This is a genomic window from Marinimicrobium hydrolyticum (genome assembly GCF_030848505.1).
Lineage (GTDB): Bacteria > Pseudomonadota > Gammaproteobacteria > Pseudomonadales > Cellvibrionaceae > JAVDDU01.
The window spans coordinates 32262-50827 of the sequence record NZ_JAVDDU010000010.1 but is presented as its reverse complement, the minus strand read 5'-3'; the positions used below and the strand labels follow the sequence as shown (position 1 = coordinate 50827).

At 56.2% G+C, this 18566-nt stretch carries 10 protein-coding genes and 2 tRNA genes; 5 read left to right on the top strand and 7 right to left on the bottom strand.

All coding sequences use genetic code 11. The features are described from left to right. Positions 1-49: 49 nt before the first annotated feature. Complete coding sequence (locus RBH33_RS15025) at positions 50-3574, bottom strand: UvrD-helicase domain-containing protein (RefSeq protein WP_306733034.1); 3525 nt, start codon at positions 3572-3574, stop codon at positions 50-52. Beyond that, the gene (locus RBH33_RS15020) at positions 3564-6281 is read right to left on the bottom strand and encodes a PD-(D/E)XK nuclease family protein (protein ID WP_306733033.1); all 2718 of its coding nucleotides are present in this window, start codon (positions 6279-6281) and stop codon (positions 3564-3566) included. Before RBH33_RS15020 ends, RBH33_RS15025 begins: the two co-directional genes overlap by 11 nt. A gap of 283 nt (positions 6282-6564) precedes the next feature. Between RBH33_RS15020 and RBH33_RS15015 the strand changes: the two genes are divergently transcribed. Next, positions 6565-9606, top strand: a complete 3042-nt coding sequence (locus RBH33_RS15015; protein WP_306733032.1) for a bifunctional diguanylate cyclase/phosphodiesterase — start codon at positions 6565-6567, stop codon at positions 9604-9606. Positions 9607-9610: 4 nt separating this feature from the next. On the opposite strand, the gene murI is transcribed toward RBH33_RS15015, so the two are convergent. Together murI and RBH33_RS15005 are read right to left on the bottom strand one after the other, a co-directional pair. Further along, positions 9611-10426, bottom strand: a complete 816-nt coding sequence (murI, locus tag RBH33_RS15010) for a glutamate racemase (RefSeq protein WP_306733031.1) — start codon at positions 10424-10426, stop codon at positions 9611-9613. Beyond that, a complete protein-coding gene (locus RBH33_RS15005) occupies positions 10423-11013 on the bottom strand; it encodes a tetratricopeptide repeat protein (protein ID WP_306733030.1) in 591 nt (196 codons plus the stop codon). The genes murI and RBH33_RS15005 overlap by 4 nt, the downstream gene beginning before the upstream one ends. Before the next feature lie 18 nt (positions 11014-11031). On the opposite strand from RBH33_RS15005, the gene RBH33_RS15000 reads away from it, so the two are divergent. After that, positions 11032-12615 (top strand): DNA recombination protein RmuC, encoded by a 1584-nt coding sequence (locus tag RBH33_RS15000; protein ID WP_306733029.1) that lies wholly within the window; start codon positions 11032-11034, stop codon positions 12613-12615. Positions 12616-13105: 490 nt separating this feature from the next. After that, positions 13106-13567: a DUF2489 domain-containing protein gene (locus tag RBH33_RS14995; RefSeq protein ID WP_306733028.1), complete on the top strand. Its 462-nt coding sequence runs from the start codon at positions 13106-13108 to the stop codon at positions 13565-13567. Between the two features lie 71 nt (positions 13568-13638). On the opposite strand, the gene trmA is transcribed toward RBH33_RS14995, so the two are convergent. Genes trmA through RBH33_RS14980 form a run of 3 tightly spaced genes read right to left on the bottom strand, consistent with a single transcriptional unit; the run spans position 13639 to position 17105 of the window. Next, positions 13639-14727, bottom strand: coding sequence for a tRNA (uridine(54)-C5)-methyltransferase TrmA (gene trmA, locus RBH33_RS14990; RefSeq protein ID WP_306733027.1), 1089 nt, complete (start codon positions 14725-14727; stop codon positions 13639-13641). 52 nt (positions 14728-14779) lie between these two features. After that, positions 14780-15541, bottom strand: coding sequence for a WASHC3/CCDC53 family protein (locus RBH33_RS14985; RefSeq protein WP_306733026.1), 762 nt, complete (start codon positions 15539-15541; stop codon positions 14780-14782). 49 nt (positions 15542-15590) lie between these two features. Next, positions 15591-17105, bottom strand: coding sequence for a two-component system sensor histidine kinase NtrB (locus RBH33_RS14980; protein WP_306733025.1), 1515 nt, complete (start codon positions 17103-17105; stop codon positions 15591-15593). A gap of 217 nt (positions 17106-17322) precedes the next feature. On the opposite strand from RBH33_RS14980, the gene RBH33_RS14975 reads away from it, so the two are divergent. Together RBH33_RS14975 and RBH33_RS14970 are read left to right on the top strand one after the other, a co-directional pair. Next, positions 17323-17398: transfer RNA gene (locus RBH33_RS14975), tRNA-Val, on the top strand. 53 nt (positions 17399-17451) lie between these two features. Further along, positions 17452-17528, top strand: a tRNA-Asp gene (locus RBH33_RS14970). Positions 17529-18566 lie beyond the last annotated feature (1038 nt).

Sequence of the window (18566 nt, the reverse complement as noted above, 5' to 3'; positions counted from 1 at the left end):
CTATTCTACTGAACTTGGGCTTGAAAGTGGGATGTTTTTGCTTATTGGGTTAATAGTCAGAAGCGGGCATCGTGAGAACTCGATGCAGGCGTGGACTGCTTTCCAAGAGTGGGAAATACAAGGCGCCTACGATCTGCGTTTCGCCCAAAGCCTGGAAAGCGGCGCAATACCGCTGTAACTGTCCACGGTACTGTTCGGTTTCCTGCACTAGAAAGTTTTCCAGGCTTTGGCCCTCGGCCGGCGTACTGCTTTTGTAGTCGATGACCCAGCGGACGCCGTCTGCGACAAAGGTTCTGTCAATGACCGATTCTCGGGTGTTTGTGCCGTCCCAATGGTTAAGAGCCAGTTCGCATTGGCTATCCTTGTGATTGGCATCCAGAAGCCACAAGCCATCGGCATCTTCCAGGGTGAGTTGAAGTCCCAGGCGGATTTTTGCCAAAGCGCCGTCCAGAACTTCCCGTTGCCATCCCAATTCACGCAGCTGCAGTGCCCAGAAGGGCGCTTGTCGTTCGGCCCAGTCGTCTGACCACTGGCGGATATTTGCTTCGGTGAGCCTCTGCAGTTGGTTGTGCAGAACCGTCCCCGTGTGCTGGGCCAGGCGTGCGGCACGACTCTCCACCTCAGGCCGGTTTTCCTCGTCGTCGTATTCCCGGCCCCGATACCGTGCCAGCAGCTCTATGGATTCTGGCTGTGGTGCCTGCCATTCGGGCGCCAGGCGCAGAATGTGCTGCTGTCCGGTCTGAGTTTCACTGTTGTCCGGATTGGACGAGCGATCGACCAGCGGGCTGGGAGGCACTTTCATTTGCGGCTGAATTTGGTCCCAGATACAACTCAACAAGGTGTTGGCACCCGGTGCGCGTACTTTTCCGGATTTTGTGTTGGCTTGTAACGTAGCCAGCAGGTGCAAGCGTTTGGCCGCCCGCGTGCAGCCCACGTAGAGTAGGCGAGTAGCTTCATGCCGGCGGCGCCGGTCTGCCTCTTTGCGGATAAATCCGTACAGAGCGTCCTGGTCTTCACCCGTGGGTGCCAGGGGGCTTAGCAAGAGTTCGCGCTGGCCGTCACCGGTTAGGTACTCCTGCCACAGCAATAGCGCCTTGTCTTCATTGGCGGGTGTTCGGTCCAGGCCGGGGATAATCACGGTATCGAATTCCAATCCCTTGGATTTGTGCAGGGTCATTACCTGCAGCCTGGGATCCGCGTCGGCGCGGGGTGCGGCGTATAGGCGCTGAACCGCCTGTTCAAATTCCGCCCAATCGCGCAAGCCGCCGCCCTGTTGGTGCTTCTCTAGCAGATCGAAATAACTGGGGATGTTGTCCAGGTCATTCACGTCGAGCACCGTTGCCGGCCCGCCCAGCGCCAACCAAATACCCTCAATCCATTGGCGCAGTGGTTTGCGCTGACGCTCGCGCCAAGCGGGTTCCAGTGCACGCATGAGGCGTTCCAGACATTGGCTTCCCGCCTCAGACAGGCCAGAAATGTCGCGCCAGTGGAGCAGTTGTTGCCAGATCACCGGCCAGGTTCTGAGTGTCGGGCTGGTTTCTCCCAGGTCAGTGGTGACCAAGCGGTGCAAGTCGTGAAGATCCAGGCCGCACCAAGGCGCCCGTAAAATCGACAGCCAGGCGATACGGTCATCCGGGTTGAGCAGGGCGCGGGTCAGGGACATCAGATCCACAATGGCCATGCGGCTGGCCAGGCTGTCGATATCCGTGGCCTGCCAGCGCAAGCCGGCTCGGGCCAGAGCCGGGAGAATCTGTTCCAGGTGCGGGCGCGAGCGCACCAGTACCGCTACGGTACCATCCGGGTCGTCGGCCAACGCCTGCTGGACCAGAATCGCTACCGACTCCGCTTCCTGCAGTCGTGCCAGATCCTTATCCGGACTGACATCCGGATAGATTTGCTCGGTTTCTTCAGTCTCTTTTTGATGAATGCAGCCGTAGAAGTGTACCGCTGGCTCCGCCAGTGGCTGGTTGAAGGCCACGGACGCCGCATAGCTCACCGCACCGCGGCCTATGTCGTCGCGTAGGGGGAAGGCGCAGTGGAAGGTTTCGTTCACCCACTGAACAACACCCGCCTGGGAGCGAAAGTTAACGTTGAGGTCCAGTGCTTCCAAGGATAGGTCGCCGATACCCTGTTGGCGCGCATCCAGAAATAGACCTACGTTGGCATCCCGAAAACTGTAGCAAGACTGCATGCCGTCGCCGACGATAAACAGGCTGCGTCCGTCGCCGGGCTGCCACCCGGCCGTGAGCTTTTCCAGCAGTGCCAACTGGGGGCTGGATGTGTCCTGAAACTCGTCCACCAGAATGTGCCGAATCCGGTAATCCAGCTTGAGGGCAATATCACTCGGGTCGTCTTCGCTGCCCAGAGCGAGGTTGGCAGCCTGGGCAATTTCGCTGTAGTCGGTTGCACCCAACTGCTTAAAGGCCAGCTTGAGCTGCGCCGCCAAGTACGGAAGTAAACGGGTCAAACTCTCCAACAGTTGCCACTGGGCATCGGTGTATTGCTCGGGCGGCAGTGTGCGCACGTCCTGCAGTAGCTCCAGGGTTTCGGGGGCCTCTTCCTGCAACAGGGCGATGGCATTGGTCAGTTGGGTTTTCAACTCTTTGCCCGCTGCACCTGGCGGGCAGCCTTGGTTCTTGGTGATGCTCTTACGCCACTGGCCGTCGTTGGTCAGCAGCATAGTCGCCAGTGCACTCCAGTGGAGTAAGGCCTCCGCATTGCAAGCGGGTAAACAAGTGATGCCTTTTAGACGGGCGATGGGGTTGTCCGGTGCTTCCTCGGCTAAATTGCTGGCGGCGCGGTCGGCAATGGCGCACAGGTCGCTGGCGTGCAGGCACAAAGCATCGCTTAGTTGCTGTAGGTGCTCTTCACTAACTTTGGCCAGCACTGACTCCAGATAAACCCGCGCATCTTCAGTTCGGGCTTGAAATAACATGGCAAGCCATTGTTCGCGTCGTGCCAGTAGCGCAACCAACAGGTTTTCTACCGTTTGCAGGTTGTTATCCAGATGGCGCAATAGCTGGATTAAATCGTCGCGCAGCGGGTGGTCCTGTTCCAGAATCGCCAACAAGGCTCGCACCGCCTGGCGGTAAGCCGGAGCGGGGTCTTCCAGGGTATCCGGCTGGGCGCCCACTTGGCTGGCCAGAGGGAGTTGTCGAGTAATGGATCGACACAGACTATCAATGGTTTGAATGCGCAGTCTTTGCGGGCTCAGCATAAGCTGCCAGTGCCGCGCCCGGTCCCGCTCCAATACCGCTTGAGCCAATTGCCAGGTGAGGCGGGCGTGGGGGCTTTCCGGCTCTGGCTCTTCGCTGGCGTGCCACAGTGCTTGGAGGATACGGTCCTGCATTTCGCCCGCCGCTTTGCGGGTAAAGGTAATCGCCAACACCTCTTCGGGCTCGTCGCAATGGGCCAGCAAGGTCAGCAACCGTTGCGTAAGCAGTCCCGTTTTACCGGAGCCGGCGGGCGCGGATACCGCGAAGGACCGGCTCGGGTCCAGCGCCGCGCGCCGGGCATCCAAGTCCGGTGGGTTGTCGGCGGTGAAATTGGCGTGGGGCAGCTGATCAATACCCATGGTTAAGTCCGTCCGGCTCAGTCAAAAGGTGGCGCAAGGTGTCGGCCTCCAAGGCGCGGTTTAATGGCAATAAGTCATCGCTGAAGCGGCTGGCCTCGTTATCCTTGAAGTCCACGCGGGCATCGCCGGCAATGAATTCACGGGCCAGTTGTTGCAATACCTGCTGCCACTCGTCAACTTGTTCGGTCCAGGCTTTTGGTGGTGCCTTAACGCCCTCCAATGGGGATTGCAGTTCCCCCATGCCGATCCAGCGCAACGCCTTGGCATTGAGTTGGGCGAAGGCGATTCCGGCCACGCCGTCGGGCTGGCTGATGGTATACAGAGGCAGTTGCGGCTCGCTGGGCCGCTCGCTTAACCAACTGTTGGTGGACGGCATACCGGTTTTATAGTCGATCAGCAGCAGTTCGCCGCTAGCCAGTCGGTCCACACGGTCGATGCGCAGGGTCAGTTTCAGACCTTCAAAAACAAGCTCGCGTTGTTCTTCAATGGCCACCACCTCAAACGGCGGTCGCTGCTTTTCCAATGCCAGCCAGCGGCCCAGCAGTTGTTGCAGCCGCTCGCGCTCCAATTGGCAATAGGTGGGGCCAAGCTCGCGCGGGCGGCGTTTACGAAACGGCTCCAGCGCTTGATCGCAGCAGTCGCCGAGCAGTTGTTGCAGAGCGTCATCGGACTGTTGTTGCAAGGAGGTGGAGTTTTTTAGCTGTTTCCAGGCAAAGGCCAGAGTCTCATGCAGCACCGTGCCCCGCTCGGCAGGCGATAGGCCGACTACGGGTGCGTTCGGCTGCTGGGCGCCAAGGCGCAGGCGAGCGAAGGCGTTAAACGGGCAACTTGCCTGATGTTTGAACAGGCTGCTGCCGCCCGGAGCTTGAGCGTGCAAATCGACAGCCGGCCCGCGAGCGCAGTCCACAGCCTCCAGAGCTCGGCTTTGTGCCAGTTGCCGGTAGTATTGTTGGTGGCTAGTGAGCTGTGTGTGCGTCAAAGTCTCAATGGCCGTGGCCGGTAGTGAACGAATCAGGGGGCTCGCGCGCAGCTCGCCCTGAGCGTCGGTTTGTGGAGAACTGAAAACCACCTCTTGGGCGCAATGCCGGTAGTTCTCCGTCAGACTCAGGGCAAAACTGAGCTCGCGTTCGGCGCTGGAGTGGGGCATGTGTTTTGCGCGCTGTAAATCGAGCGGCAGTAGCGAATTAGGTGCGGGCGGTGGCGGCCACTGCCGGTGATGAAGGCCCATGACCCAGCAATGGCTAAAACGCAAACCCGCCCCTTCGAGAACGCCAAGAATTTGGATCGGTGAGTCCGGGGTTTGGGCCTGAAAGGGGGTTTGCATGGCCAGTTGGCTGAGTTGCTTCAGCGCCTGGGTGTGGGAAAGCTGAAAGCCGGTCGCGTCCAGCTTACTGAAGGTTTCCAAAAGCTCATGCCAGAGGGTCAATTGCTGATACTCCTGGCTGTCCAGGCGACGTGGGCCCGGCCAGCCAAGTAGGGTCAGTTGCTGACAAAAAATCTCCGCCCAATGCGCGGCACTGGCACGCCCGGCATGGCGCCGTCGATGCTCGTCCAGTTTTTGCAGGCGCTCTGCCAGGCTATCTGGTTGTGGCAGTCCCAGCTGTTGGATGAGGCGCTGGCTGTGGTAGCGCCAGTCGCTGCCGGTAAGGGTAAATTTCCCCAGGTTTCGGAGCCGATCGGTTAACTGAGTGCGCAGCACTCGCTCCTCCTCGGGCTCACCCCAAAACGGGGAGTGGAGCAGTGCGCACAGTGCTTCCAGTTCCGCTTCATCCAATGTTAACCGCAGCAGACTTAACGCCGAGTGCACTAGGGCAGTGGTGCCGAGCGGTTGGCCGGCGGAAAAATTGAAGGGCAGGGTGTAGCGCGGTGTATCTGGTAAGGCTGCGGCGCTTTCAAACACTTCACTGAACAGTCGCTCCAACTGTGCGCGTCTTTGCCCCAGGTCGGGCACAATGATGCCGAGTACTGCAGCGGGATCTTGTTGCAGCCGCTCCAAACTCCATAGGGCCGCAGCGCGAATCTCGCTTTCGGCATCGGCGCTTTCGGTACGTATCAGGCGGTTGTTGGCGACGGCGGCCGAAGGCACTGTGATCAGCTCCCGCGATGCCGCTTCAAGCAGGTGTTGGTGTAGTGGCGGTAGGTCATCAAAACCTTCGAGCCAAATGCGTTCCGATTTGGGTAGTGACCCTTCCAGAAACGCAGTCGCCACCACGCCGTGGGCGGCCTCTGGGGTGATCAACTTTTGTTCGCTCAGGCGCTGCTGGAAACTGTCCAACCAGCGGACAAAATACGCACTGTTGGCATCGGACTCAACTTCAGGGCATGCTGTCAGTTCTGTTTGCCAAAGTTCCAGCGTGCGCAGAGCGGCGTCGGCCTCGCCCGAAAGAGGCTCGGCCTGCAAAAGTAACTCGCTCTCGGGGGAGTCGGCAATAACCCGCTCCCACAGCAGTTGGCGTTGCTGTCGATCGGCAATGGCCGCACGGCAGCCCGGATAGCCGGATTCTACGAGGGTTTGCCACTGTTTCTCCAGCCAACGATTTAACGCCTGAACCCGCGGCGCGTGCCAAACTGAGATGCCTTGGCGGCGCTGCTCTTCTGACCAGGCGCGCAGAATGTGTCGACGCAGGCGGTCATTGGCTGTCAAGATAAGCTCTCCGTCGCGCAGAGCCTGACGAAGTGGCGTGAGATCAAATAATGCGGCGACCATAACGGGGGAGTCCATTTTTGGTTAAACTGTTAACCCGGCAATTAATCATCCTGATGGGTTAATTGTCGTCCGGCACTCCTTACTGCCGTGCTATCTATCCCGGCCCTTGTGTGAGCGCGAAAAAGGGGCCCTGGACCAAACAGCTATCATGGCGCATTTAGTGAAGTCTGGCTACCGCTGCGACTTCAGTTGGGATACGTAATTTAGGTAGTCATGCGCACGGTTGCACTGTCGCGCTGTCGCTTTAGATGGAGCTTTATTTTTTGCATAGGTCCTCTCTTTCATGCGGTTGATGAAATCTCTTAACACCAAGCTGCTGCTTATTGTCGTGTGCTTGGTGGCCTCAAGCGGGCTCCTCATCGGTTGGTGGCAGGGGGAGGTGGAGTTGCATCGGCTTGAGGAAGCTCACGACAGGCGCCTTCAGCGGCTATTGTTTCGCTACCGGCACGATGTTGCCGAATCCTTTCAGGAGCGCGGGGCGTTACTGGCAGCAGCCCGTCAATCTTTGCTGGCCAGTTTAGATCGGCAACCAGAAAATCCTCTATCGGAGGATTTCGCTCAACTTCGAGATGAGGATGGAGCCTTTCGGCAGTATCAAGGTGAGTCGGGGTTATTTATTCCCAGAGGCGTCTATCCGGATGAGCAGCTCAATCGTTTGATTCACGCCTCTGGCCGCTTATGGCTACACACTGAGCCACTACTGAAAACCAAATTTGACGCATTTTATTTTATCACGCCTGAGGGCGCCAGCCGGATATGGCCGGGGGTGATCGTTGCCAACCACCGCCCTGATCACGATGTCACAGAGGAAATTTTCTTTCGCTACGCCGATCCTGAGCACAATCCGGAGCGGCGTATTCGCTGGACTCCCATCTATTACGACCTATACACCGAAACGTGGATGCTTTCCCTTTTGGCGCCGGTGTATGAAGGCGACCAATTTCGGGGTGTTTTGGGTGCGGACCTGAAGATGAGCTATTTGTTCGACAAGTTGGCGTCCTTGGACGCGGATATCGCCACCTATAACGCTTTTGTGTTCGATACTGAAGGCGAATTAATTTTGCAGAGCGGACAGCCAGGAAGAGCCGCGCCCGATGATAGTTACGATTTGTTGAACGATGTTTCCGCGCGGAGCCCCGGGCTTGATGCATACATTAACGCTGCTATCAGTGGTGTGCTCCCGACTGGACATGTGCATAGCCAGGAAATGGATGGGGAGGTGTACCGCCTCAGCCATTATCGTTTGCCCACCATGGACTGGTATTTGAGTCTTGCGTACTCCACGGAGCTGATCCAAGACGAACACGGTCGGACCATGGTGGTTATTTACAGCAACATTGTCGGTTTGGTGATCTTTCTGACTTTGGTGTTGTTTTTTAGCTTGAAGCTGTTGGTCACGGATCGAATTGCGCGCTTGGCCAGAGCGACCTCGCGCGTAAACGCTCAGAACTGGCAAGTAAAGGTGCCGGAGACCGGCGAGGACGAGATTTCTAATCTGGGCCATAGTGTTAACAGTATGCTCAATAAGATCAATGACCTGTTTCGTGGCCTCAATACCAATATCAGCCAGTTAGAGCTAGCCAATCTCGAGTCTCAAAAACTCATTAGTGCCATCGAGCACAGCTCAAGCATAGTGGTGATTCTGGACCGCCAATGGGCATTGGAGTATGCCAACACACAGTTTTGGGAACTCAGTGGTTATGACGTCGATTCGAAACTGACACCAGAAGAAGCTTTGCTGCTCGATACTGATGTACAGGGCGATGACTTTTTTGCGGGCATACGCTCCGTCCTTCAGGCCAGGTTGCAAGCTCAAGTTGATGGTGTCGGTCCACTCAGCGCACCTGAGTTGCGTACCGAATATCGCGCGCGGCGTAAAAATGGTGAGCACTTTTGGCTGATGCAATCCATTTCCGCCATCTGTGATCTGGATGGCGCGATTAAGCACTACGTGTGCGTGGGCCAGGACATCACCGACATCAAACAGAACCAGGAACGGATGGAGACGCTGGCGTATTACGACCAGCTTACGGGGTTGCAAAACCGCTTGCTGTTCAAGGAGCAGCTGCGCGGAGCCCTATCCATGGCCGAGCGCGAGAAGCACCACTTGGCGCTGATGTATCTGGATCTGGATCACTTCAAGCGCATTAACGATACTCTTGGCCACGAAGCGGGCGATCAGCTGCTGATCGAGGTGGCAACACGCTTGCGGCGCTGCCTGCGCGAAGAAGATTGTGTTGCGCGCCTAGGTGGTGACGAATTTGCCGTGCTACTTAAACATGTCGATAGCGCCCAATACTGTTTTGTGGTGGCCAGTAAAATCATTGGCGCTTTGAATCGGCCCATGATGTTAGTCGGCCAGGAGGTGGTGGTCGGCACCAGTATTGGTATTACCGTTGCACCGGATGATGGTCGCGACCCCGATGGGCTCATGAAAAACGCCGACTTAGCCATGTATCAGGCGAAATATCAGGGGCGCAACTCGTTCCGTTTTTACACGCCGGAGATGAATCTGGAAGTGGAGAGCCGGCTGAACCTGGAACGCGACCTTCGGCAGGCCATTCGAAACAACGAATTTGAGCTCTATTATCAGCCCCAAATCGATATGCGGTCGGGGGAGATAGTGTCTGCCGAGGCACTTATTCGCTGGCATCATCCAGAGCGTGGATTGGTCCAGCCAGATGATTTTATTCCGGTGGCTGAGGACTCCGGCTTGATAGTGCCCATTGGGCGCTGGGTGATTCGAACCGCCTGCCAGCAGGCTAAAACCATTCAAAAATCCTTGGATCAGAATGTTAAAATCGCCATTAATGTGTCCGCACGGCAGTTGAATGATGCCGATTTTGTGGAGGACTTCACTTCCGTGGTGCGTGAAATCCGCCTGGATGCGAACTGTCTGGAACTGGAAATCACCGAAAGCACCCTGATGGCTGACACGGATGTTGTACTGGATCGCTTAAATCGTCTGCGCGAGCTTGGAGTTAGTTTGGCTATTGATGACTTCGGGACTGGTTATTCGTCACTGAGTATTCTTAAGCGTTTGCCTGTGGATAGCTTAAAAGTCGATCGCAGTTTTGTTCAGGATTTGCCGGACGATGATGAGGATCGAGCCATTACTTCATTGATTGTTGCCATGGCCAACAGCCTCAACTACAAAGTGGTGGTTGAAGGGGTGGAGTCTGCCGCGCAACTGGACTTTTTGGAGATCTGCGGTTGCGATTTTGCCCAAGGTTTTTATTTCAGCAAACCCGTGCCCGCCAGTGAGCTAATGCGACTTTTATTTGATTGGGACCCGTCCGCTGCCGCGCGTAAGCTCAAGATCTAAATCGCTATACAGGCACCACATCCAGAGCGTCGATAGCAAGATCCGCCAAGGCTGGTCTGAGCTCGGCAATCTCTTTGGAGTCGCGGGTGAACAGCGCCAGGTGCCGCTCAGGTTGGTGAGAGCCGTTAAGCTGCATGGTGTCCAGCCAGTAATCTACTCGCCGGGCGATAGCCTCTCCAGAATCAACCAACGCAATATGTGAGCCCAGGCATTGACTGAGTTCGTCCCGGAGCAGCGGGAAGTGGGTGCACGCCAGGACCACCGTATCCATCTTTGCACCGTCGCGATGCTCAGTAAAAGGGGCAGTGATCGCTTTGAGCCTTTTCATGTCGGGCGTTATTCCGCGCAGCTTCGCTTCCGCCAGCTGTACCAACTCCGCATTGCCGAGTGGAATCACCGTGCAGTTGGCCGCGTAATCTCGTATCAGCTGCAAGGTGTATGGACGCTCTACCGTGGCCGGCGTCGCCATCAAGCCGATGACCTTGGAGCGGGACAGGGCGGCCGCGGGTTTTATCGCCGGGACCACACCCACCACAGGCTGCGAAAAATGCCGCCGCACATGGGGCAGCGTCAGTGTGCTGGCGGTATTGCAGGCAATGACCAGAATGTCCGCCGGGCTGTGCGCCAGCAGTCGGTGCAGCACTTGATCGACCCGCGATACCAATTCCGATTCACCTTTAGTGCCATAGGGAAAGGCCGCGTTATCGGAGGCATAGATCAGGTCGCAACCCGGTCGCTGCCGCTGTATCTCACGAACAATGCTTAAGCCCCCGACGCCCGAGTCAAATACCAGTATGCGGGGATTCCGTTTTATGGTCATAAAGGGTCTTCAGTAGACTCGGGGCTTTGGTTTATAGGACTTTGGCTTATAGGACTTGGGTTGGTAGGACTCTGGGTTGCCGGGTCTGAGGCCTCGGGAGCAGGGGCCTCGGCCATCAAATCGCTGATGGCCAGCTGGTATTTATCGTCTTCGCCCTTGAAAATGTCCAGCTGCGCCAGCTTATAGGCTTCATGGAGTGCGGTACGGGCCTCCTCCTCACCGCCCAGCTCCCACAAACACTGGCCCAGGCGCAAGTAAGCGAACGGAGCCTGATCCATGTTTGGGCAGCACAACGCAGAGCTCAGAGCCTCACAGCCCGGCCGGTACCGCTCCAGACGGAAGTAGGTGTCCCCAATAGCCGTGAGCACCCAGCCCGCTTCAGCCCAGTCGGTTTGCGGTTTGGGTAGGGTGAGCCAAGCTTGGTAGAATAGTCGCAGAGCGCCCTGAAAATCGCCGGCATCGTACAGCTGATAGCCTCGGGCACACTGCTGGCGTATGTTCTGCGTAAGACGCTGTTTCTCGATCGGCAGCATAAAGGTGTACTGGAGTCCCAAAAGATGGGATTGTAGGGGGCCGGTTCCGGACACACAAGTTTTCCAGGATTCATGGCCCCGCCGCTGGTGCCACCTATCATTATTATTGAGGATCATCGTTTGCAAAGCCCGGATTTACTATCGTTATTCGCCCTCTTAGCCGGGCTGTTGGTGGGCGTGCTTATCACGCACGTGCTGTACCGGCGCCGCCTGGAGGAATCCGTGGCGGCCCGTACTCGCGATCTGGAAGTCCAGTATCAGCAGTCACAGAGCGATTTCGCGCTCAGAGAGTCTGACCTGCAACACCAGCTCCGGCAATACGAAGAGCAAGCGCGTGAGCGCCGGGAACAGCTGCTTCAGCTGGAGCAAAAAAGGGACTCGCTGCAATCAAGCTTGAGTGACGCGCAACAGCAGCTGGCGGCGGCGCGGGAAAAAGCCCAGTACCAAAGCGATTTGCAACAACAGCTGCGCGAGCGCGACAGCCAGCTGGCGTCCGCGCGGAGCGAGGCCACCGAGCTGCAAACCCGCCTCGGCCAGGAGCGGAAAAGTTACGAACAGCAACTAAAACTGCTCCAAGACGCCAAAGTGCAGCTCACTGGCGAGTTTGAAAACCTCGCCAACAAAATTTTTGACAGCAAGCAGCAGCAGTTCTCCAACAACAGTAAGAGCCTTTTGGAGACCACCATAGATCCACTCAAAACACAGTTGAGCGAGTTCCGCCGCAAAGTGGAAGACGTGTACGAAAAAGAAAATGCCGAGCGCAACCGGCTCTCTGGTCAGGTGGTGGAGCTACAAAAACAAGCCCAAAAGATTGGCGAAGACGCGGTCAACCTGGCCCAGGCGCTCAAGGGCAACACCAAGTCTCAGGGCAACTGGGGCGAAGTGGTTCTGGAGCGGCTTCTGGAGCAATCCGGTTTGCAAAAGGGCAGGGAGTACGACACCCAAGTCAGTTACAGCGGCGCCGATGGCTCGCGTCGTATGCCCGATGTGATCGTACATCTGCCGGAAAACAAAGACATCGTCATTGACGCCAAAGTCTCACTGGTGGATTACGAAAAATTTTGCAATAGCGAAGACGCTCAGGAGCGCCAGACCTACCTTCAACAGCACGTCAACTCCCTGCGCAGCCACATCAAAGGCTTGAGTGTGAAGGAGTATGAAAAGCTTGAAGGGGTGAAAAGCCTGGATTTCGTGTTTATTTTCGTGCCCATCGAGGCGGCTTTTATGCTGGCCCTACAGCACGAGCCGAACCTTTACTCCGAGGCCTACGATAAGCACATTATCTTGGCCAGCCCGACTACCTTGTTGGCGATTCTGCGCACCGTAGAAAACATTTGGCGCTATGAAAAACAAAACAAAAATGCCGAGCGTATCGCCCGGGACGCCGGCTCTCTACACGATCAGTTTGTGTTGCTACTGGAGTCACTCGACGGCATAGGCGCGCACCTTGGTAAAACCCAGGAGGCCTTCGATAAGGCCCACAAGCGCTTGTACAGCGGGCGTGGCAACCTGGTTAAACGCGTGGACGACATTCGCCGGCTTGGCGCTAAAACCAAAAAGAGCATTGCCCGGGAACTGGTGGAAGACGCCGCTGACGAACATGAGAGATTGTTGGAAGACCAATCGGAAGTGCACCTGGAGTTGGACGACAGTTGACTTTTCAAGCCGCGAACGCAGGTGCAGGGGATGTGTTCCGTAAGGTTGAGAGTCTCGAGCCTCCCGCGAATCGGGTTTGAGAAAAGAATGCCATAGCTTGAGGTTACGGGGGCGTGCAGGGTGAGTGTTCAGCAAGCCTCAAAAGAGGGACCTTTCGGCCGGCGCTCCGGTGAGGCAGTCCCCATGGACGACTCGCAGGGAAGCGAGGAGTGTCCCGAAGCGCCGGGAGCGCGTAGGGACTGGGTTCACGACGTTTGCTGAACACTCACCCTGCGCGGCCCGAGGGCTTGCTTACGAAGCTATCCCGATTATTTATTCTGGACACCAGTGCGCGAAAGCGGCGATCCAGCTTTTCCAGGGCACCTCATTCAAGCGCTAGCGTCCATGGATTCCCGCCTACGCGGGAATGACAAAGTAACGAGGGCCCTATCGCAGCACTTCTGCCTTTGCAGGCCCACAGAGCCAAAATCGAAATTTCGGAGAAATAAACATGACGCTTGAAGTAATATTGCTGGTCATCGCCGTGGTGATCATTCTGGCTTTGGCGGTTGTCGCCGTACAATTGCAGTATCGGCTCTACAAGCTCAAGCGGGATCAAAATGAGCGTCAGGCCGTGATGGAGCGTGAAGGCGAAGCCCAGCGGGAACGGGTAAACCGCAGTATCCAGATCATTGCAAAATCGGTGGGCAATGATGACATCACCCTAACCGAAGCCAGCATCCGTATCAGCGTGTTACTGGACAGCCTGGGAGTAGAGGAACCGGTGCGCGAAGAGTTTTCAGCCTTCTACCAATTGGCGGAAGCGAATAGCCACATCCCCATCCTGGAAGAATGGCGTAAGCTCTCGCCCAAACAACAATTTGCGCTCGACCAACAGCGTGTTACCCAGGAGGTGCACTACCAGGAGTTTATTCTTGACGCAGCACAGCGAATCCAGGGGCGGACCTTCTAGCAGTATGTGAAAATCGCCTGAGCGCTGCCATGCCTCGTTGGTTTAAACTGCAACCAGAGGCAAAAATCCAATCAGCGGCGCTGCAGCACCACGCCGCACTCCAGATGCGGGGTATAGGGGAACTGATCAAAGACCGCGAAGTGCTTGATTTCGTGGCTCTGGATAATCCGCGTCAGGTTGTGTCTCAGTGTCTCGGGGTTGCAGGAAATATACAAAATATTGTCAAAGCGTTGCGTGACTTCCGTAGTGTGTTCATCCAACCCGGCGCGGGGAGGATCGACAAAAATGGTGCTGAAGTTATAGCTGTCCAGGTCGATGTCCTTAAGCCGGTTAAACGGACGAACCTTGTCCAGTGCCTGGGAGAAATCCTCGCTGGACATTCTCACCAACGTCAAGTTGTCGATGCCGTTCAGCTCCTGATTGTACTGCGCGGATGCCAGCGAGCTTTTCGCCAACTCGGTAGCCAAAACCCGATCAAAGTTCTGCGCTAGGGGTAAGGTGAAATTGCCATTGCCACAGTAGAGCTCCAACAAGTCTCCGGAAAAGCCCCGACTCTTATCGACGGCCCAGGTCAGCATTTTCTCACACACCCGGGCATTAGGCTGGGTGAATCCGGTTTCCACTTGTTGGTAACAAAATACCCGATCGCCCACTTGCAACTCTTCAATCACAAAATCCCGCCCAATCACACGCTTTTGCTTGCGACTGCGACCGATCATGTCCACGTTCAGTGAATCCGCCAACTGGCGAGCGGCCACCTCCCAGGTGTCGTCTAGCTTTTTGTGGTAAATAAGGCTTACGAGAGCGTCGCCGCTTAAAGTGGTCAGAAATTCCATCTGGAAAAGTCGCTGGCGCAGCAGCGGATCGGCGTTCACGGCCTCCAGCAGTACTGGCATCAGCTCGTTGATCTTCTGCGAAGCGACGGGAAACTCGTCAATCACAAATGGCCGCTTGTATTCGCCCGGTTCAAACATGGCGTAATGCGCGCGATCACCTTCGTGCCAAATCTTGAACTCCGCGCGCATGCGGTAGTGGCTTTTGGGTGAGGAGAACACTTCAATTTCGGGCGGATTGAATGGGGAAAAATCTTCCTTGATCCGGCTGACTTTATCGTTCAATTGCTCTTGGTACTGCTGTGGAAAAACACGGTTTATGGGCATGCGGTATCTAGTTCTCAGTCACGACGGTAAAGGTTGGGCGTAGGATAACCTACTAGCGGCGGGTGCACTCACCCCACTCGCATTTAATGAAGGCGTAGGGTATGGATTCGCAGTAAGCGCCGTACGCTTCGTGCGGCCACTGGTTGTCGATAACCCGCAGTTCAGGAGTAGGGCATTCGCCTTGTTCCTGTTCAAGCAACTGGTAGTAAGAGCGGCCTGGCTCCTGATTGCGAGCGATATGTACGCCCAGGGTGGGCACAGTCGCCAGGGTTTCCCCCGCTTGTGGGTGGCTGGATAGGAGCGTGTCCAGCACCAAGGTGCTGCGTTGACCCTGATTTGGGGTTATGCGCTGTAAACTGGATTCCATGGTGTTGAGGCGCCGCTCGCAGACGATGCGTTGATTGTTGGGGCTGCGCTGATCCAGTCGAAGCTCTTCATGTGCACGGGTTTGATGGCGGTGGCTAAGCTGTATCGCCGACAAGGCCAGGGGAGCGCCTCGGTATTGAACGGTGTCATCCGCAAGTCGTTCAGTAAAATGAGCATCGGCAGCCGCCAAATAATCGCCATTCTTATCCTGCCAGGTTTGACGCAATAGGCCAGCTTGTTCGCCCAGCTCCCGACTAAAACGGGCACAGTTGTCCAGTATCGTATTAACGTAGACGGCTTCGCGCAAAATTTGCCGTGATGCCATGTCCAGCTCTACTTCGGTGGCCGGCGGAACCTCTGGGCTGGCGCAGCCGAACAGGCCCACTACCAGGAGCAACGCGCCGGCAAAAGGTGAGCGGGAAAGGCAAAAAGAGGCAGTGGATTTCATGGTCGATGGGTCCTGTTTTTATTCGGGCTATTTTTGTGTTCGTATACCATCACGCGCTCTTGGCGGTGCTTTGCGTATTCTTAACACTCTGCGCAAACGGCAAGCGAATGATAAATCGCGTACCTTTTCCCGGCACCGAGTCTACTTCGATGGTGCCCGAGTGATGCTCTGTGACTATAAAGTAGGATACAGACAAACCCAGCCCTGTGCCTTTGCCAACCTCCTTGGTGGTAAAAAAAGGTTCGAAAATGTGACGCCGTACTTCTTCCTTCATCCCCGGTCCATTGTCTTCGACCTCCAGAACCGCGGTATTTTTGTGGCTGTATGCACGCAGGGTAATTTTAGGGTCCAGCGGTGGGCCATAGTCCTCACTCACGAAGGCCTGAATGGCATTTCGCAATAGGTTGAGAATCACCTGTTGCAGTTCGGCCGCCGAGCCCAGTATCGGGGGAATGTTCGGTTGCAAGTCGCTGACGATCTCGGGCTTCTCCAGACCCATGCTGGTGTGGATGTCTAAGGTGTTGTGACACAAATCCAGGCTGTGTTGGATCACCCGGACCAAATCAAAGCTGTCTCGATGCCGGTTGTTGCTGTGAGAGAACTCAAGCATATTACTGACAATGTGCGTGGAGCGTTCACCCGCCTCGCGTATGTGGTCAAGGAACTTGAAAATATGCCGTTCCTGAAGGTAGGCGTGAACTTGCATGAGACTTATCCCCAGTTTTTCGGCCACTTTTTGATTTTGCCGGAACTCGGGTGAAGTGCGCCGGGTGATGTTTTGCACCCCGTGCAAAATCGCGCTCAAAGGGTTGTTGATTTCGTGGGCCATACCCGCGGCCAGCTCGCCCAGAGACATCATCTTCTCATTTTGAATCATCATGTTTTCAATACGCACACGCATGGTGATGTCATCAACCCGAATCACCGCGCCTATGGCTTGTACCGCGATCAGGGGGTAAATGCTCAGATCCGTGTAGCGCGCTTCACTGCCCTGGCCATCTTGGATGTTCTCATTGACGTAAGGAACCCCGGTGTCGATCGTGCGGGCGATGATGTCCATTTTTACCGGCAGTGCGGGGTAGGCGGCGCTGATATGTTGCCCCAGTGCCTCGTCCGCCGTCAGGCCGGTGGCCAGCTCGGCAGCACTGTTCCAGTGGGTGATGTGGCCTTCGGTGGTAACGCCGATCAGCACCGAGGGCATGGAGTTGATAATGCTGTGCAAATAGTCCTGCGTTTCCCGAAGGAGAATCTCCGTCGCCTGGTGATGAGCGATCTCATCATGGAGCTGATTATTCATCTGATGCAGGCTGTCGGTACGCTCAGCGATGCGCCGCTCCAGTTCCTTTTGAGTGTCTTTAAGCGAAATCTGCGCACGTTTATTGTGTCGCCGACTGAGCAGCAGCCCCACAATGAGCAAGGTTTGAAGGAGTAAGAGAAGCAGAATCGCTACCAGCAGACTTATGCCCAGCGAACCCGACGGCTCAGCGCCCCATGCGCTGGCAGGGAGGCACAATCCGATCACCGTGAAGGCGTATAAAGCGGGTGCGAATCGTTGTATGGGCACGGTAGACCCCGGTTATTAGCGGATTCAGTCAAGTCATTGTAACCAGAGCCCGAGCGAAAAACGAATCCCCCGCCCAGCACAGCTCCGCGACCCATACAGTGTAGGCGAAAATGGTCAAAAAATGCCCAATAATCAATATGTTGGCCGATTTTTAGGGAATTTGTGAAAAGTGTTTGACATGGATTCTTAAATCGGTAGAATGCGCAGCTCTCGGCGAGGGTGGTTAGCTCAGTTGGTAGAGCGGCGCCCTTACAAGGCGTAGGTCACAGGTTCGACTCCTGTACCACCCACCATTTGTTAGCCTGGTTGAAGTTGACCACTAACAACGTATCGCCAAGACATTCGCGGACCGGTAGTTCAGCTGGTTAGAATGCCGGCCTGTCACGCCGGAGGTCGCGGGTTCGAGTCCCGTCCGGTCCGCCATTATTCGAAAAAGCCCCACAAGTTTGGGGCTTTTTTTATGCCTGAAAGAAAACCGCCGTGGCTGGGCGCGGACGGGGCTCGAACCCCAGGGTTCGACAAATCGGTAGGATAGCCGATTTGCACAGCCGAAGGCTGCCCGAAGGGCGAGGGTCACGGATGGCCCGAGTGTTTCCCGTCCGGTCCGCCACTATTCAAAAAAGCCCCACAAGTTGGGGCTTTTTTTATGCCTGAAAGAAAACCGCCGTGGCTGGGCGCGGACGGGGCTCGAACCCCAGGGTTCGACAAATCGGTAGGATAGCCGATTTGCACAGCCGAAGGCTGCCCGAAGGGCGAGGGTCACGGATGGCCCGAGTGTTTCCCGTCCGGTCCGCCACTATTCAAAAAAGCCCCACAAGTTGGGGCTTTTTTTATGCCTGAAAGAAAACCGCCGTGGCTGGGCGCGGACGGGGCTCGAACCCCAGAACCCTCGTCATTCCCGCGAAAGCGGGAATCCAGTCAGTCGCACTCAGCCGTGTAGATATTTGGTCCTCGCTTTCATGTACTGCTGTCTGGAATAAACAATCGAATTAGCAGCTTCGTAAGCTAGCCCTCGGGCCGCGCAGGGTGAGTGTTCAGCAAACGTCGTAAACCCCTCCCTGGGGACTGCCTCACCGGAGCGCCGGCCGAAAGGTCCTTCTTTTGAGGCTTGCTGAACACTCACCCTGCACGCCCCTTCTAGCCCTCGCTTCAGCACTCTATTCTCAAACCCATGGGCAAGAATGCCTTAGTTGCGGCGACGGAGGCGCTTCCCAGGAGGCTTTTCGAAACTCTCACAAGAGGGACCTTGTGGGAGAGCCCCCAGGGATGGGTCTACGGCGTTTTCGAAAAGCCTCCTGGGAAGTGCCTGAGACTTCTCTTACGAAGTGCTCGCTATCAGCCAATTTTTGAGTGTCTGACATTCAAAACTGATGCGAAGCTGCCGCAAATCGTGGATCTCCTCTATCTACCCAAGAAAATTCCTGACAGCAGTGCGCTTGCGCGGTAATGACGCAATGCTTT

Coding starts and splice junctions, on each gene's coding strand:
- RBH33_RS15025 (WP_306733034.1), bottom strand. CDS start 3,574: ATGGGTATTGATCAGCTGCCCCACGCCAATTTCACCGCCGACAACCCA.
- RBH33_RS15020 (WP_306733033.1), bottom strand. CDS start 6,281: ATGGTCGCCGCATTATTTGATCTCACGCCACTTCGTCAGGCTCTGCGC.
- RBH33_RS15015 (WP_306733032.1), top strand. CDS start 6,565: ATGCGGTTGATGAAATCTCTTAACACCAAGCTGCTGCTTATTGTCGTG.
- murI (WP_306733031.1), bottom strand. CDS start 10,426: ATGACCATAAAACGGAATCCCCGCATACTGGTATTTGACTCGGGCGTC.
- RBH33_RS15000 (WP_306733029.1), top strand. CDS start 11,032: ATGGCCCCGCCGCTGGTGCCACCTATCATTATTATTGAGGATCATCGT.
- RBH33_RS14995 (WP_306733028.1), top strand. CDS start 13,106: ATGACGCTTGAAGTAATATTGCTGGTCATCGCCGTGGTGATCATTCTG.
- trmA (WP_306733027.1), bottom strand. CDS start 14,727: ATGCCCATAAACCGTGTTTTTCCACAGCAGTACCAAGAGCAATTGAAC.
- RBH33_RS14985 (WP_306733026.1), bottom strand. CDS start 15,541: ATGAAATCCACTGCCTCTTTTTGCCTTTCCCGCTCACCTTTTGCCGGC.